The following is a 13,431-nucleotide window of genomic DNA, read 5'->3' on the forward strand; positions in this document are numbered from 1 at the left end:
TTGCTTGGCTTAAACTTCTTACTGTAACCTCAACCAATTTTTACCCATGACTGACCACAATACCCCACACTCAGACGCGCCCGGCCGGTCCGCCGGTGCGGTGGAATCGCCCGGCGTGGAATCGCCCGGCGTGGAATCGCCCCAACCAACGCAGGTCGAGTACCAGGGCCAGACCGTCGAAGCCCTTAGTGTCGGCCCCGTCGTGCCCCCACCCACCTGGGGCGAGCTGCCCGAGATCGAGCAGATCCTACAAAACCGGGCGGCCCTCTCCCGCTTCGTCCATAGCATGAGCTACGTCTCCGAGGACAACAATTTTTTCGATGCGACCGACGCCTGGGAGGATTGGGACCTGTGGACCCTACGCACATCGAAGGGCGAATTATCGCACCTCAACCCGACGGCCGAATTTATGCAACTCAATATCCACCATGATGTCCGGATCGAGATCAGGGCGGTTCAGGTCCTCCCTACCGCCCCCCGCCTGTCGGTCGAGATCATCCGGTATGCCAAACCATTCAGCTCGACCCGCTCGGTGAGCATTGACCCCGAACGGCTCTACAAAGGCACGATTGCGGCCAGGGAGGGCCAGTGCCGGTTCGACAACGACGATTTTTTTCACCTCTTACTTCAATCTATACTATGAGCGATTACCAGCGTTACCTCGACCAGGCCACCTACCAGGTAGGCCAGCCGTTTCCCTTTGCCAACCCCCAGCCCGGCCAGCCGGGGAGTCTACTCATATCGGCCGCCGGGTTTATCAACCTGGTTCTGTTCACCGACGTACCCGAGGCCGACCAGCAGGCCCTGGCCACCCAGGAGCTGACGCTTTCCGTTTTTGAAACCGACGTGCTGCCCTTCGTGCTGCTGGCCGTGCCAACCGAAGGGCTGTTTATGGATTTCTTTTTCAACGGCGCCCGGATCACCCCCGAGGGCTGGGAGGCCTTTCGCAACACCCCCACCCCCGAGGCCATGATCATGCTCGTAGACGCCCAGACCAATGAGCTGCTCCTGCTGCGAGTGGTCCCGCTGCCGGTGCCCATGGCGGCTCACCTGAAATACACCCTGGGCCTCCACCGCGACCACTACGCCGACGAGGCCGACCAGCTCGACCAGCGGGCCGCGCAAATCATTCACCAGCTCGACCCGCTGAGCATGTGGCAGACCGCCATCAAAAACCCGAATTTGTCCACCTATAGCCCCCCTCCCATCCATGAAGGACTGGCGTAACGTAGCGATTCCGGAACGCATGAAAGCCCTGCCCCGCGACCGGCGGGGCTTCCCCGTTCCCCACATTGTCCTGCGGGACGCCCAGGGCGTTCCCCGCTTCCAGATCAATAATGATACGGTCGTCGAGGCCTGTATCGCCGGGGGGCTTTGTACCATCTGCGGCCAGTCGATGCCCGCCGATGATCAATGGCTCGTCGGCGGGCCACTGTCGGCCTTCCATCCCCAGGGCATGTATATCGACGCGCCGACGCACTACGACTGCCTCCACTACGCCCTCCAGGTGTGCCCCTACCTGGCCGTCAGCAAGTATATGCGACGGCTCGACCCGAGGACGGTAAACCCCCAGGATCTGCCCGAGCACGTCCTGTTTGCCGATCCCACCCAGTCCGACGAACGGGTACCGTTTTTCGTGGCCGTTCAGGTGCGCGGCTACACCGTGTTACGGCCCCGGCTGGGCCAGCGGTACCTGCGCCCGCTGCGGCCGTATGTGGACGTGCAGTACTGGAACGACGGCCAGCGATTAACCCAGGCCTACGCCCTTAAACTACTCCGGGATCATGAAGTATTTCATTAAGCTCAATCACGTCTACGCGGCCAACAACCGACTCCAGAAGGCCCTGGCCGATACGCTGCCCGACTACGACCGGCGGCTGGTCGAGCGACCCGAGCACCTGGCCGATCACCTGCGGGCCGTGGTCGATCGGCTCAACCGGGCCAATCCCCGCTGTCAGCCGATCGCCGTTTCGTACCACCCCAGCCAACACCCCTACGGCCGGGCCGAGCACCGCGAAACGGTGCACGTGGGGGAGCTGGCCACCTTTACCCTCTACCGGCTGGCCGAGCCGCTGGCGGCCCCCGCCGGGCCGGTGCAGACGCCCCGGCCCCCCGCCCCCCAGGGCGAACAGTTACGTTTACTTTAACCCCCTCCGCTATGTTGTTTCTCGATGTCGAAACGACCGGCGTAAAGCCGGGCGTCGATGAAGTATTGTCCCTGGCCATCGTCGATGAGCAGGGCGGCACCCTGATCAATCAGTTTTTCCGGCCGGTGCTGGTCCGGTCCTGGCCCCGCGCCCAGGAGCAGCACGGCATCAGCCCAGACTTTATTTTCAGCCAGCCGTTGCCCAGTCTGTTCGACCTTAAACCTACGCTGAGCGCGTTGTTTTTCCGGGAGAAAATCGTGGCCTACAACGCCGACTTCGACAGCGGGTTTCTGCTGCCCCTGTTCCGGCACGGCCCCAACTGGTCGGCCTTCGACTGCTGCATGAGCCGCTACGCCCGGCACGTCGGCCAGCCCGCCACCAAACCCTATCACCGGACCGGCTTTAGGCCCTGGAAACTGAGCGAAGCCGTCGAGCAGACCGGCGGCAACTGGGCCGACTTCGGCCCGCCCCACACCGCCCTGGCCGATAGCCGGGCCTGCCGCCACGTTTGGCAGTGGTTAGATAACCAAACAACCAAATAACCAACTACAGACCATGCACCATATTGAGATCACCCAACTACAGTACAATCGCAAATTCGCCACCGAGAACCACATTGCTTTCGACGACTGGCTCTGCGGACCCGGCGGAGCGGGCTTCTGTTTGTACCCGATCCGGGGCGTTCACACCGAGGCCGACCTGGCCCAGGCCAAAAACGAGCTATACCGCAAACGCGACGTAGTAAGCATGACCCACACCTGGGCGGTCATTGTCGAGGCCAACTAAGGCGGTACCAACAAAACACCCGGCCTCCAAGGGGGGCCGGGTGTCTAACCAAATTGTAAAAAATACGGAACCCCCACCCGTTAAGCGGGCGAGAGGAGTATGTGCGTGATGGCAAACATGGCCTCGATGTCGTTTTCGTGAATGAGCTGCGAAGGCCCATCCTGGGGCGAAAATGACCCCACTTCAATTTGCTGGTTAGCGCCCAGGTCGTTGCGCAGTAAGCGCCGAACGCTCAACCGGCCGCCCATGATCAGGGCTGCCGTCGTCGTCGAAATACTACGCCAGTCCTGGCGTTCGACCAACCGGCCCAGGACGATCGCCCCCGGCTGAAAGGTCGGCCCCAGTTTGTCGGCCGCCGTGATCTGAATCGCTACGCACCGGGCCAGATCGGCCGGTGCCGCTTCGAGCAGGGCCGGGCTGACGTAAAACGAGCGACCCGGCGGAGCCAGCAGGGGCGTAAAATTGAGCATTTCGTCGGTCAAACTGGGCGCGTCCGTTACCCGATCTTCGGGCCGGATCATCAGCACCGACAGCAAATTAGTCGCCGGTCGCTGGCCCGCGTGACGTAGCAAAATCGACTGATCAATAAACACGGCCGAGGCTGGCACCTTCAGAGCCGCCAGAATCGCGGCCTTGTTGGATTCCTCGAACTTGTGGGTTTTGAGGTAATAGTGCACCTGCGTCCGGGTTACGCCCATCGTTTCGGCCAGGTGGGCCGGACGGATGCGCTTAGCGACCAGGTACCGCCGGAGCTGTTCGCCCTCGGCCGGTATGGCCACGTCGTCGCTTTTGGGCGGGCGCGGAATCACCCGCAGGTTGCTGGGTAGCGGCTGCGTGGGATCGGCCAACACCTCGGGGGTGAGGCCCTGGAAACGGCCCGCAATGCGGTTGATGATCCGATCGCTGCACTCCCCTTTGTGGCCGATCCGGCGCAGGGTCTGTACGTTTACGTCTACCAATTCGGCAAACCCGGCGAACGATTTGGCTCCCGAAGCCCGGTGCAACATTTCGAGCTTTTCCTCTAAACTCATGACTGCCTTAGGTGCGTCCAGTGCTGCTGTCATTTTCTCTCCAAATTTGTTCGTAATACTTTGCACAAATGTTATTAACAATTAACCTTTGTTAAAGTTTACTGCCAACATTACCACTAATGTACTGAATATGCTAACAGAAAACCAAATTTCCCGGCAACAAGCCCTCCAGCAACTCGCTGCGCAGGTGGGTGTTGCCACCGTAGCCCGCCGGGCGGGCGTATGCCGCCAATCGGTCACCAAATGGCAAAAAGGCGACCTCTCGCGCAATTCAACGGCCCGCGTGATTGAAATTGTGCTGAGCGAGATGGCTACCGAGCTGAGCACCCTGACGGCGGTTATTACCCAAACCCCGGCCCTGGCCGAAGGTTGAACTCGGGACGGCAAGACTAGTTCCTTCGTCACCATGTTCGTAATATTATTGAACAAACGGTCAAAATTTATGCCAACTCCGACCATGACCCCCGAGGAGCTGAGCCTGTACCGGACCGTCAACGGTCTGGTGCTCCAGGCCCGGCTGAGCGGTGACTGGCCCGCCACGGCCCGGCTGCTGCCGGTGCAGGGGCGGCACGTGCTGGCCACCGTCGAAAACGTCTACGGCGAAACCGAAACGGTTTGTCTCCACCTGTACCAGCGAGGGGCCGCCGAGCTGGTCCGGGAGCTGATCGGTCAGCTCTGGCGCATCGAGCGCAACGACGCCGAGCGCGACATCTGGGAGGCCATCTGGGCGGCCAGCGACCGGCTCCGCCGGATGGGGCCACCAGGCAGCCCCAAAACCCTGGCCGCGCTGATCCTGGCCCTGGCCCTGGGTCGGCCCTACCTGGTACCCGGTGCCCCCACCCACAACCCCCACGGTGCCCCCTTCCCGGTCGGCCCGCTGGTTTTGCTGGGTATTACCCTATTGTTATCTTGTTATTATCAACCCCTGACAAACTACCTGCAGACCATGGCCAAACGCCGATCAACCAACCCCATCACCCGCGCCGGTGAGCTGTTCAACAGCTTCATGGCCTGGGTCGTCGTCATTCTGTTCTTCTTACTGATGTACCACCTCGTCAAAGCATGGTAGCTACCCCGATGTCCGCCCCGAGCAGTTCGGTCGATGATCTGCTGTTTATCTACGCCAACCAAACCGTGCTGCTGGGTCAGCCGCGTTTACTGCGCCGGTTCGACCGGGCCAGCGATCGGTATTACTACACCGTCGAGGGGAGCGATATGCTGGAAAACCTGGCCGCCCGGTTCTTTATCAGTACGACCAGCTTTTGCAAGAAAGTCCTGCCCACCAGCTCGTTTCTGATCGAGTGGATGAAAAAGCAGGGCGAGAACGCCGATGCGGTCCGCGACCTGGCGGCCGACTTCGGGACGCTGATGCACATCAGCTTTGCCGACTTTCACCAGAAAGGCTTCGACTTCCGCAACACCCGCCAACGGGTCGAGGGCTACCTGCTGGGGCTGGGTCACTCGCCCCGGCTGATCGGAGAGTGGACTACCCGGCTTAATAAGTGCGTGGCCAGCTACGCCCAGTTCTGCTATGAGTACCAGGTCGAGCCGGTCCTGATCGAGGGCATGTTAGCCTCCGATGAATTGGGGATCGGCGGCACGGTAGACCTGGTAGCTTACCTCACCATTCCCAAGTTTGGGCGGGTGCTGGCGCAGGTGGATTTTAAGTCGGGCGGCATTTATTCGTCCGCAGAATTGCAACTTGTTATTAACAAGTTGATATTTGAAGAGAATTTTCCGCACCTGGAAATCGAGCGCATGTATTCCTGGGCACCCAAGGACTTCCAGAAGGAACCCACCTACACGCTCAAAGACCAGGGCAAAACCCGATTTACCCCGGCTGTATTAGATGCCCTGCTGACGGTGTATCAGGCTCTTTACAGTACGGATATGAACAAACAATATCACGAGTTCGACGGCTTGATCAAGCCGGGCCAGCCACCGGCCGACTATCACCAGGTCCTGGGCCTGTCCGAGGTGGTGCTCAAAGCGTACCAGTCCTAACCGCTAACGTTTTCGCAAAATGTCCCGGATTAAGTACACCGCCCTGGGGTCGTCGGCCCCCGTCAAATTAGCCGATACCCCCCCACCCCACAAGACCCTGCCCGAAGTGGGCCGGATCAGCATTGGGGAAACCGTTACCCCGGAACGGGGAAAATCTTACCCACGATCTACCGATTACTTCGTGATCCGGTCCACCTACGCCCGGCTGATTAGTGACCGCTACGGCGAGAAACCCAGTGAGTTGCCCGTTCTGTTTTATTCCGATGAGCTGAGCGAGGTCTGCCCCGAACGGCTCGAAATCCGCGACCAGGCGGGCCGCCTGTTCGGCTCGGGTGACGGCGAAACGTTTCTGATCTGGAACGCGACCGCCAAACGCTACCAGCCCTATAGCCAGGCCGACCATCCGGATATTCTCCAGCGAACGGCCAGCCACCTGGGGACCCAGTGGGTGCCGACCCTGACGCTGCGCTTTGCCGTCAAGGACGTACCCGTACTGGGCTACTGGCAGTTTTCGACCCACGGCGTCGCTACCAGTATCCCCAACCTGCGCGATCGCTTCGACGCGTGTTTGCGCGACCTGGGCATGATCCGATTCCTGCCGTTCATGCTCACGGTGAAAAAAGTCCGGTCCAATAAACCCGGTGACAGTCGCCAGTACCCCGTCGTCGATCTGATCCCGCAACTGTCGATCGAAACCGGCCTGCGCATCAGTCAGTACGTGCAGGATAATCCCACGTTTAACCCCGCCCGGCTGGCCACCTATTCGGCCGACGAGCTGAGCACCCTGCCCACCGGCGAGGGTGACCGGCTGCGCCTGGACGGTCCAACCAAATTGTAAAATGAAAAAACACGTCTTAAAAGCCGATTTCGACCCCGCCCGCCAAAGCTGGCGCGAGGCCGTTATTACCCTCAACGGGGCACGGCTCAGCCCCGAACGGAGCCAGCAGTTTAAGAACCACTCCCCGGACGGCTTCGCCTGGGGGTACGGCGGTTCCGGCCCGGCCCAGTTGGCGCTGGCCGTGCTGATCGACCTGCTGCCGACCGCCCTAGCCCTGCAAAACTACCAGTACTTTAAAATGTGGATCATTGCCCGGCTCCATATGGAAGAACCCTTCGAGGTTCACTTTTCAATGACCCCCCAGGGGGAAGTTGAACACGTAAGCGGTCTGCCGCCCTTCCATATTTAGTACCGCCCCGGCCGATCGCCGGGGCCTTATTTGAGCTGCAATGAACCTCAACGAACAGAGTGCCCGGTTCTGGCGGCAACATAGCATCAGCCACTTTAGCCCGTCGGAAACTCAGTTTTTCTTTTGCCTGGTGCATTTGTGCCAACTGGGCAAATGGGAGAACCCGTTTGCCCAGAGCGACGAGGATATAGAAACCCTGATCGGGATGAGCAAAAACACGCTCAAAGGGGTACGGGCGCGGCTGGCCGAGGCGGGCCTGTTTCACTTTGAAACCCGCCGGGGGCGCGGCAATAAAACGACCTATACCCTGTTTGACGTGGTGAAACCCAACCCGGCAACCTTACCAATTACCTTAACAGACCCCCCCGTAAAAGGGTCAAATTCTGACCATTTTACGGGTGAAAAAGGGTCAAAATTTGACGGTTTTAGCAAAAATGTATTAACAAATACCTTAACATTGAGCCGCGTAAAATGGTCAATTATTGACAGTTTTAGCCCGGTGCCCCCCGTAAAAGGGTCAAATTTTGACGGTTTTAGCCCGGTAAAAGGGTCAAAATTTGACCATTTTATCAAACAAACCTTAACATCGGGCCGCCTAAAAGGGTCAAAAATTGACGGTTTTACGGCGCAAAAATTGCCGCCCGGTGCCCCTGTTTTTTTTGAGAGTCAGGCAGTTACGAACGTGTCTACGCGTAGCGCGGACGTACCCGCGTCAGGCGCGCAGACCCCCGCCCGAGAGAGAGAGTTAGATATAGTTATATTACCAGAGAGTGTTAGAAATTCTCTCTCTGCGCACCCGCCCGCCCGCGACGCACGTAGCGCACCCGCCCGACCCCCCACCGACCCGGCGGCCCCGGTAGCCTACCAACCGCTGCCCGATTTGCTGGGCCGGGTCCGGGTGCACCTACCCGCCGAGGGGCTCAGCCTGACGGCCGATGCCCTTTACGATCACGTCAAGCTGCGGGGCTACGCCAGGGCCGACGTGGTGGGTTTCGTCGAACAGCACCCCGAAGCCAGCTATCCCAGCTCGGCCGAGCTGCGCAACCAGGTCCGGGGCTGGATCAAGGCCCGTAAATCCGCTGCACGGCTTTTTCCACCCGGCTTGGGTAAGGAGGCCCGCAAAGCGCACTTTATCGCCTTGGTGCGAACGTTTCAGGCCCAAAACGCCGGATTGTACGACGAGGAGATGTACACCGACTTTATCACCTACTGGACCGAATCGACCGACGGCTCCGACACCATGACCGTAGACCGGGCAGGCCAGTTTAATCTGGCCGTCCGGCTGGATCGCTCGAATCGGGAAATCTACCAGCCAAAACTTGAACGCCGGAACCGGCGCAGTCCCTATGGAAACGCTACCCCAACCCCCAAACAACCCGTCCACTTCGATCTCAATCAAACCCTCGAGCGGGCCGCCGAAGCTGGCGATACCCTCCCAGGCTTCCTCCGAGCAGAGGAGGATGATTAAGGCCATGAACGGGCCGAGGCTGGCCGAAGCTGACCAGAACGAACTCGACGGGCTGGTCAAGGAAATCGTGTTTCTGCTGGGCCTGCGGTCGGCCGACGCGGACGCCACCGCCAAGCAGCTCCTGCACATGACGGCCTACCTCCGCAAGCGGTACCACCAGACGCCCACGGCCGAAATTCGCCGGGCCTATCAGCTCTATGTCGAGGGGGAGCTGGGCCTGGAGCCGATCCGGATTTTCGACGCCATCAGCCTCAACCAGATCATGCGGGCCTACTGGAAACACCGGGGGAAAATCCTGCACCCGCTGATCGAGGGGCAGAAGCTGCTGCCCTCGGCCGAGCGACCCGAGCCGACCCCCGACCAGATCGAGGCCATCATGCGCCAAAGCCTGGAGGATGCCTACCAGCGGCTGCGGGCGAAAGAAACCGTAACCGATCACGGCAATGCTATCTACGAATGGCTCGACGCCAAGGGACTAATCCCCTTTACCCCCGAGCGCAAACAAGCCATTTTCAAGCAGGCCCTGACCGCCCTCCAACAACATCATGCCTGGTCAGCGGCCACCACCCGCCACAACCCGACCGGCCGGGCCGAAGCCCGCCGGTTGGCCGACGTGTTCAAAAAAACCCAGTTGGCCGATGGCCCGCCCCTGACCGGCGAACCCCTGGAAGAGGCCCGCCGGTACGCCAAACAACTGGCGTTTATTCTCTTACTGGCCGAATGGATCGACGCCGGGGTAAAGCCCGCCGAGGTGCTCGATCAGCCGCCCCCGGCCGGGGCCGAACCCTTACCCGATGGGGGCGTTTCCTAAAAAACGCCCCTTTTTTGGCCAATTTGTTCGTAATAGTTTTAACAAATTATCAACAATGTTACTTTTGTTCACATGGAGAAGCCAACCAAGCCCAAACCCGCCCAGGTATCGCTGGCCGAAGAAATTACCGAAGTCGGCCGTGAGCTAGGCCTGCGCCACGGAGCCTACCCCAAATTCGTTACCCAGGGCCGGTTAAGCCAGGCCGACGCCGACCACTACATCAATACGCTTTACTCGGCCAAGCGCCGACTGGAGGCCTTGAATTACCTGATCGTCGGATTGACCGATGCGCAATGGGGCATCCTGGAAGCCCTGCAGGCCGCCCTGCCCGATCCCCAGCGGAAAACCCTGGAGTTTCTGCTCAACCAGCCCATTACCGAGGCCGTACCCATTACCCAGTCTTAATTCCTGTTTTTCATTTTTCACGCTAACGTTTCGCCACGATGCAAGCCAACCAATTCAACGAAGCCGTCCTCGACGTGCTCGAACGCTCCACCATTCAGGACAATCTGCTGTACCTGCCCGGCCAGCTCGGCCGGGACCTCTACCTCAAGGTCAAAACCACCCTCGAACAGATCGGCGGGAAGTGGAACTCCAAAAAGGAAGCCATTCAGTTTCCCCACAACCCCACCGAGGCCATTCAGGCCATGCTCGACACGGGCGAGCTGAGTCCCAAAAAGAAATACCAGTTTTTCGCCACCCCGCCCGGCTTGGCCGAGTGGGTAATGACCTACGTAAACGACCTGACGAGTTTGCGGGCACCCATTCTGGAACCCCACGGCGGGGATGGTGCTCTGATCCGGGCGTTCTGGAAAGACTTTCCCGAGCATAACGTGGACACCTTCGAGGCCTGGGATCTCAACCGGGAGAAGCTGCGGCAGTTGCGATCGGACGAGGGGGCCATCGTCAACGTACTGGGCGAGGACTTCCTGGCGGCTACCCCCGACGAGTTCGGCCAGTACGCGCTGATCCTGGCCAACCCGCCCTTCGCCAAAAACCAGGACGTGCGGCACCTGCGCCACATGCTCCGCTTTGTGGCCCCCGGCGGCCAGCTCATTTCCATTCTTTCGACGCACTGGCGGTTTGCGGGGGATTCGCCGTCCCGCTCGTTCCGTTCCCTGGTCGATGGCCTGGGCCGCTCGGTTCAGATCGTGGACATTCCGGCCGGGTCGTTTGCCGAATCCGGTACCAGTGTTTCTACCTGCTTATTCATTTTCAACGGTTAACCCATACACCCATGGACAAGGTAATTCAGGCCATTCTGGCCGCTGCAGCCCAGACCGGAACCTTTTGCGCGGTGCACATCGAGCAGCCCGGTATCGCCCTCGATTTGGAGCGTTGCCACGTCAAAGCCACCGAGGACGGGTTTCGGCTGCTGGTCAATACGGTGCCCGTCGCTACGCTGCTGATCCAGGCCGACCCGGCGGCCGAGCAGATCGTCCGTCACCAGGGCGACGCCTACCGGGTGCAGGTTGGTCCGGTCGTGATCAACTTTGATCCGTCCGAGATGATGCCCTTCGCGGCCCCCGCGACCGGATCGGCAACCTACCCCCGCTAATGGCTAAGCGAAAGGCTGCTAAGCGAAAGCGCCCCAGCGGAGCCACCGAGGACCGGGTACCTCGGCCGCCCCGCTGGGGCATCGTCACCGGGCGGCACCCCGTAACGGGGGTGCTGCACCGGATCGCCATCGACGGCGACCAGGTGACCATCGAGCGGCAGCCGATCGAGATTCACCAGCTCAGCCGCTACGACGGCCGCCCGATCGTCGAGCGGCTGGCATTTGAGCGGATCGAGGGCCGCCTGGAGGATCACCAGTGGTTAGTCTATACCATCTGGCAGCATCCCGAACCCTGGCCGGCAGACCTCGACCCCGACCCCCCGATTTCGGTTCCCCCCCGCCGGGAGAACCCGCAACCCAAACAACCACAACCAACGCATGAAACGAGTGCTTGTTGAATCCCCCTACGCCGGTAACACGGCCCTAAACATGACCTACGGCCGCGCCTGCCTGGCCGATTGTTTCGCCCGAGGGGAGGCCCCCTTTGCGTCCCACCTGCTGTACACGCAGCCGGGGGTACTCGACGACGCCCAACCCGGCCAGCGGGCGCAGGGCATCGAGGCCGGGCTGCTCTGGGGCGCAATGGCCGAGGCCAGCGTCGTCTACACCGATTTCGGCATCAGCCCCGGCATGAAGCTGGGGATTCAGGCCGCCCAGGCCGCCGGTCGGCCGGTCGAATACCGCAGCCTGGGCGTGAGCGAGGAAACCCACTGGGCGCTGGCCTGCCTGGGCTGGGATTCGGCCGCCCTGGCCGATCGGTACCGCCTGTTTGAGCGAACCGCCGAGGGCCGTATTCGCCTGACCTGGCTCGATGATCAGGGCGAAATGCGCAGCGCGGTATCGCCCCCTGGGCTGGCAGCGGCCGAGGCCTGGGGGCAGGCCTTTAGCCTGGAAGAGGCCGGTGCGATCAGTTTGCAGGTGTTGGCCATGCTGAACGAGTGGAAACCATGAGCCGCCAGCTACACCTCTTCGACGACGCGCCGAACCGGCCCAGGCACAGCACCCTACTGGACCTGCTGACGGGCGGCATGGTGTACCTGGTCCGCACCGATCGGAACCGCCGGTACACCCGCGCAGCCGAGAGCCGGTTAATGGCCCAGGTCGAGCAGCTCCGCGAAACGACGGGCCTGGAGGTTTTCGAGCGCAACCTCAACGAGTGGATGCGCACCACCTCCGTAGGCAACAGCGGCCACTTCGACGCCTGGTACCGGCTGGTTCGGTACCCCGATCGGGTCGAGGTCTGGCACCGCGACAGCGAGGGCGATCCGGACCGGCTTGTAACCGTACTGACGCGGCCATGAAGTACGGCGATTATGGCCTCGACGCGACCAAAACCACGCGAACGGCCCCGGTGATCGAACCCGTGTTTTATTGCCCCTGGACGCACCAGAACCTGCACGGACGGCATTTTTACCTGTGCTTCGCCAACTGGGTACTGTCCGATACCGCCCTGGCCGCCTTTCTCGCGCAGCCGCCGGTGCCCGTCAAGGCCCCCGGCGATATGTGCCAGAAGTGCACCAAGCGACCCGATCGACTGCACTACGACGTACCCGGCTACGAGCTGGATAACTGGGTCGGTATCTGCGCCGACTGCGTGAGCTGGGCCGAGCAGATCCGGACCCGCCCGGTGGTCATACCGCCCGGCACCCAATTTAACCTGTTTACCTAACCCGAGAATCCCCATGAAAACCCGCGTAAAAAAGGTAATTTCCAAGTTTACCCGGCTCCGTAACCTGCTCTACAAAGCCGAGGAGAAAGGCTTCAAAACCGCCCTCCGGATGATGCGCAGCCACGTGGCCGAGCGCATGTTTGTCGAGATCGACGAACCCCTCGACGCCCGCGAACAGTTCACCGCCCGCGAGGCCTACCTGTCGATGCTCAACCAGCTCGACCAGTTCGAGAAATTAGCCTGATGAGTTTGTTTAATTTGTTCATAATAGTAGCTAACCAATCGTATGAGAATTGTTCAATTTAACGAAGCCAACCGCGTGTTGAGCGCCCCGCCCTCCAGCCCGGAGGTGCAACCCCTACCCGTTTTTACCGATGGCGACGTGTGTATTTCCTGCTGGGAACCCAGCCCCGAGGAGCTGGCCACCATCAACCAGACCGGCAGAATCTGGCTCATGGTCGTATCGGGCCAGACCCAGCCGCCGGTGGCCGTAATGGCCGATTTCCCCTTTATGGCGGAGGCTGATTTTATCAAGCTGCTGGAACGGCAGGCCGCCGGGGAATCCCTGACCGAACCCGAACTGCTGGCCGTCGAAAATTACCACCGCACCCTGCAGGCGCGGGCGGCCCAGGACGCGGCCGATACGGCCGACGTGGATACGGCCGACGTGGATACACCCGACACGGATACGCCCGACGTAATCGACCCCGAGCACCCCGAGCGGGCATTTGAGTAATGTACGACACCCAATTTGAGCGGGCCGCCCATCT

At 60.8% G+C, this 13,431-nt stretch carries 23 protein-coding genes; 22 read left to right on the forward strand and 1 reads right to left on the reverse strand.

Annotation, left to right across the window (positions count from 1 at the left end; translation table 11 throughout):
- Window positions 1–46: 46 nt before the first annotated feature.
- From EQG79_RS29995 to EQG79_RS30020, 6 genes are read left to right on the forward strand one after another with little or no spacing between them, the layout of a single operon-like run.
- A complete protein-coding gene (locus EQG79_RS29995) occupies window positions 47–643 on the forward strand; it encodes a hypothetical protein (RefSeq protein ID WP_129606817.1) in 597 nt (198 codons plus the stop codon).
- Window positions 640–1,227, forward strand: coding sequence for a hypothetical protein (locus EQG79_RS30000; protein WP_129606819.1), 588 nt, complete (start codon window positions 640–642; stop codon window positions 1,225–1,227). Before EQG79_RS29995 ends, EQG79_RS30000 begins: the two co-directional genes overlap by 4 nt.
- A complete protein-coding gene (locus tag EQG79_RS30005) occupies window positions 1,211–1,801 on the forward strand; it encodes a hypothetical protein (RefSeq protein WP_129606821.1) in 591 nt (196 codons plus the stop codon). Before EQG79_RS30000 ends, EQG79_RS30005 begins: the two co-directional genes overlap by 17 nt.
- Window positions 1,785–2,147: a hypothetical protein gene (locus EQG79_RS30010; RefSeq protein ID WP_129606823.1), complete on the forward strand. Its 363-nt coding sequence runs from the start codon at window positions 1,785–1,787 to the stop codon at window positions 2,145–2,147. Before EQG79_RS30005 ends, EQG79_RS30010 begins: the two co-directional genes overlap by 17 nt.
- 11 nt (window positions 2,148–2,158) lie before the next feature.
- Window positions 2,159–2,689: a 3'-5' exonuclease gene (locus EQG79_RS30015; RefSeq protein WP_129606825.1), complete on the forward strand. Its 531-nt coding sequence runs from the start codon at window positions 2,159–2,161 to the stop codon at window positions 2,687–2,689.
- A gap of 13 nt (window positions 2,690–2,702) precedes the next feature.
- Window positions 2,703–2,933, forward strand: a complete 231-nt coding sequence (locus EQG79_RS30020) for a hypothetical protein (protein WP_129606827.1) — start codon at window positions 2,703–2,705, stop codon at window positions 2,931–2,933.
- A gap of 80 nt (window positions 2,934–3,013) precedes the next feature.
- Here the strand turns inward: EQG79_RS30020 and EQG79_RS30025 are convergent, their stop codons facing one another.
- On the reverse strand, window positions 3,014–3,964 hold the full coding sequence (locus tag EQG79_RS30025; RefSeq protein WP_129606829.1) for a hypothetical protein: 951 nt from the start codon (window positions 3,962–3,964) through the stop codon (window positions 3,014–3,016).
- Window positions 3,965–4,094: 130 nt separating this feature from the next.
- Between EQG79_RS30025 and EQG79_RS30030 the strand changes: the two genes are divergently transcribed.
- The 16 genes from EQG79_RS30030 to EQG79_RS30105 all read left to right on the forward strand — a co-directional run bounded on the left by EQG79_RS30030 (window position 4,095) and on the right by EQG79_RS30105 (window position 13,397).
- Window positions 4,095–4,337 (forward strand): hypothetical protein, encoded by a 243-nt coding sequence (locus EQG79_RS30030; protein ID WP_129606830.1) that lies wholly within the window; start codon window positions 4,095–4,097, stop codon window positions 4,335–4,337.
- A gap of 69 nt (window positions 4,338–4,406) precedes the next feature.
- Window positions 4,407–5,033, forward strand: a complete 627-nt coding sequence (locus EQG79_RS30035; RefSeq protein ID WP_129606832.1) for a hypothetical protein — start codon at window positions 4,407–4,409, stop codon at window positions 5,031–5,033.
- Between the two features lie 8 nt (window positions 5,034–5,041).
- Window positions 5,042–5,968, forward strand: a complete 927-nt coding sequence (locus EQG79_RS30040) for a hypothetical protein (RefSeq protein WP_165358990.1) — start codon at window positions 5,042–5,044, stop codon at window positions 5,966–5,968.
- Window positions 5,969–5,987: 19 nt separating this feature from the next.
- Window positions 5,988–6,806: a recombination directionality factor gene (locus tag EQG79_RS30045; RefSeq protein WP_129606837.1), complete on the forward strand. Its 819-nt coding sequence runs from the start codon at window positions 5,988–5,990 to the stop codon at window positions 6,804–6,806.
- 1 nt (window position 6,807) lies between these two features.
- Window positions 6,808–7,155, forward strand: coding sequence for a DUF6166 domain-containing protein (locus EQG79_RS30050; protein ID WP_129606839.1), 348 nt, complete (start codon window positions 6,808–6,810; stop codon window positions 7,153–7,155).
- 682 nt (window positions 7,156–7,837) lie between these two features.
- Window positions 7,838–8,623 carry a hypothetical protein gene (locus EQG79_RS30055; RefSeq protein WP_129606841.1) on the forward strand — a complete coding sequence of 262 codons (786 nt, stop codon included), beginning with the start codon at window positions 7,838–7,840 and terminating at the stop codon, window positions 8,621–8,623.
- A 4-nt stretch (window positions 8,624–8,627) separates the two neighbouring features.
- Window positions 8,628–9,434, forward strand: a complete 807-nt coding sequence (locus EQG79_RS30060) for a PASTA domain-containing protein (RefSeq protein ID WP_129606843.1) — start codon at window positions 8,628–8,630, stop codon at window positions 9,432–9,434.
- Between the two features lie 72 nt (window positions 9,435–9,506).
- Window positions 9,507–9,839, forward strand: a complete 333-nt coding sequence (locus EQG79_RS30065) for a hypothetical protein (protein WP_129606845.1) — start codon at window positions 9,507–9,509, stop codon at window positions 9,837–9,839.
- 38 nt (window positions 9,840–9,877) lie between these two features.
- A complete protein-coding gene (locus EQG79_RS30070) occupies window positions 9,878–10,660 on the forward strand; it encodes a DNA methyltransferase family protein (protein WP_129606847.1) in 783 nt (260 codons plus the stop codon).
- A gap of 11 nt (window positions 10,661–10,671) precedes the next feature.
- Window positions 10,672–10,992, forward strand: a complete 321-nt coding sequence (locus tag EQG79_RS30075; protein WP_129606849.1) for a hypothetical protein — start codon at window positions 10,672–10,674, stop codon at window positions 10,990–10,992.
- Window positions 10,992–11,390 (forward strand): hypothetical protein, encoded by a 399-nt coding sequence (locus tag EQG79_RS30080; RefSeq protein WP_129606851.1) that lies wholly within the window; start codon window positions 10,992–10,994, stop codon window positions 11,388–11,390. The genes EQG79_RS30075 and EQG79_RS30080 overlap by 1 nt, the downstream gene beginning before the upstream one ends.
- Complete coding sequence (locus tag EQG79_RS31250; protein ID WP_206445622.1) at window positions 11,371–11,943, forward strand: DUF7768 domain-containing protein; 573 nt, start codon at window positions 11,371–11,373, stop codon at window positions 11,941–11,943. The genes EQG79_RS30080 and EQG79_RS31250 overlap by 20 nt, the downstream gene beginning before the upstream one ends.
- Entirely contained in the window at window positions 11,940–12,293 is a 354-nt protein-coding gene (locus EQG79_RS30090) for a hypothetical protein (protein ID WP_129606853.1), read from the forward strand. Before EQG79_RS31250 ends, EQG79_RS30090 begins: the two co-directional genes overlap by 4 nt.
- On the forward strand, window positions 12,290–12,661 hold the full coding sequence (locus EQG79_RS30095; RefSeq protein ID WP_129606855.1) for a hypothetical protein: 372 nt from the start codon (window positions 12,290–12,292) through the stop codon (window positions 12,659–12,661). Before EQG79_RS30090 ends, EQG79_RS30095 begins: the two co-directional genes overlap by 4 nt.
- Before the next feature lie 13 nt (window positions 12,662–12,674).
- Entirely contained in the window at window positions 12,675–12,905 is a 231-nt protein-coding gene (locus EQG79_RS30100) for a hypothetical protein (protein WP_129606857.1), read from the forward strand.
- A 42-nt stretch (window positions 12,906–12,947) separates the two neighbouring features.
- Window positions 12,948–13,397, forward strand: a complete 450-nt coding sequence (locus tag EQG79_RS30105) for a hypothetical protein (RefSeq protein WP_129606859.1) — start codon at window positions 12,948–12,950, stop codon at window positions 13,395–13,397.
- The last annotated feature ends 34 nt before the right edge of the window (window positions 13,398–13,431 follow it).

This window comes from Spirosoma sordidisoli (genome assembly GCF_004138325.1).
Taxonomy (GTDB): Bacteria; Bacteroidota; Bacteroidia; order Cytophagales; family Spirosomataceae; genus Spirosoma; species Spirosoma sordidisoli.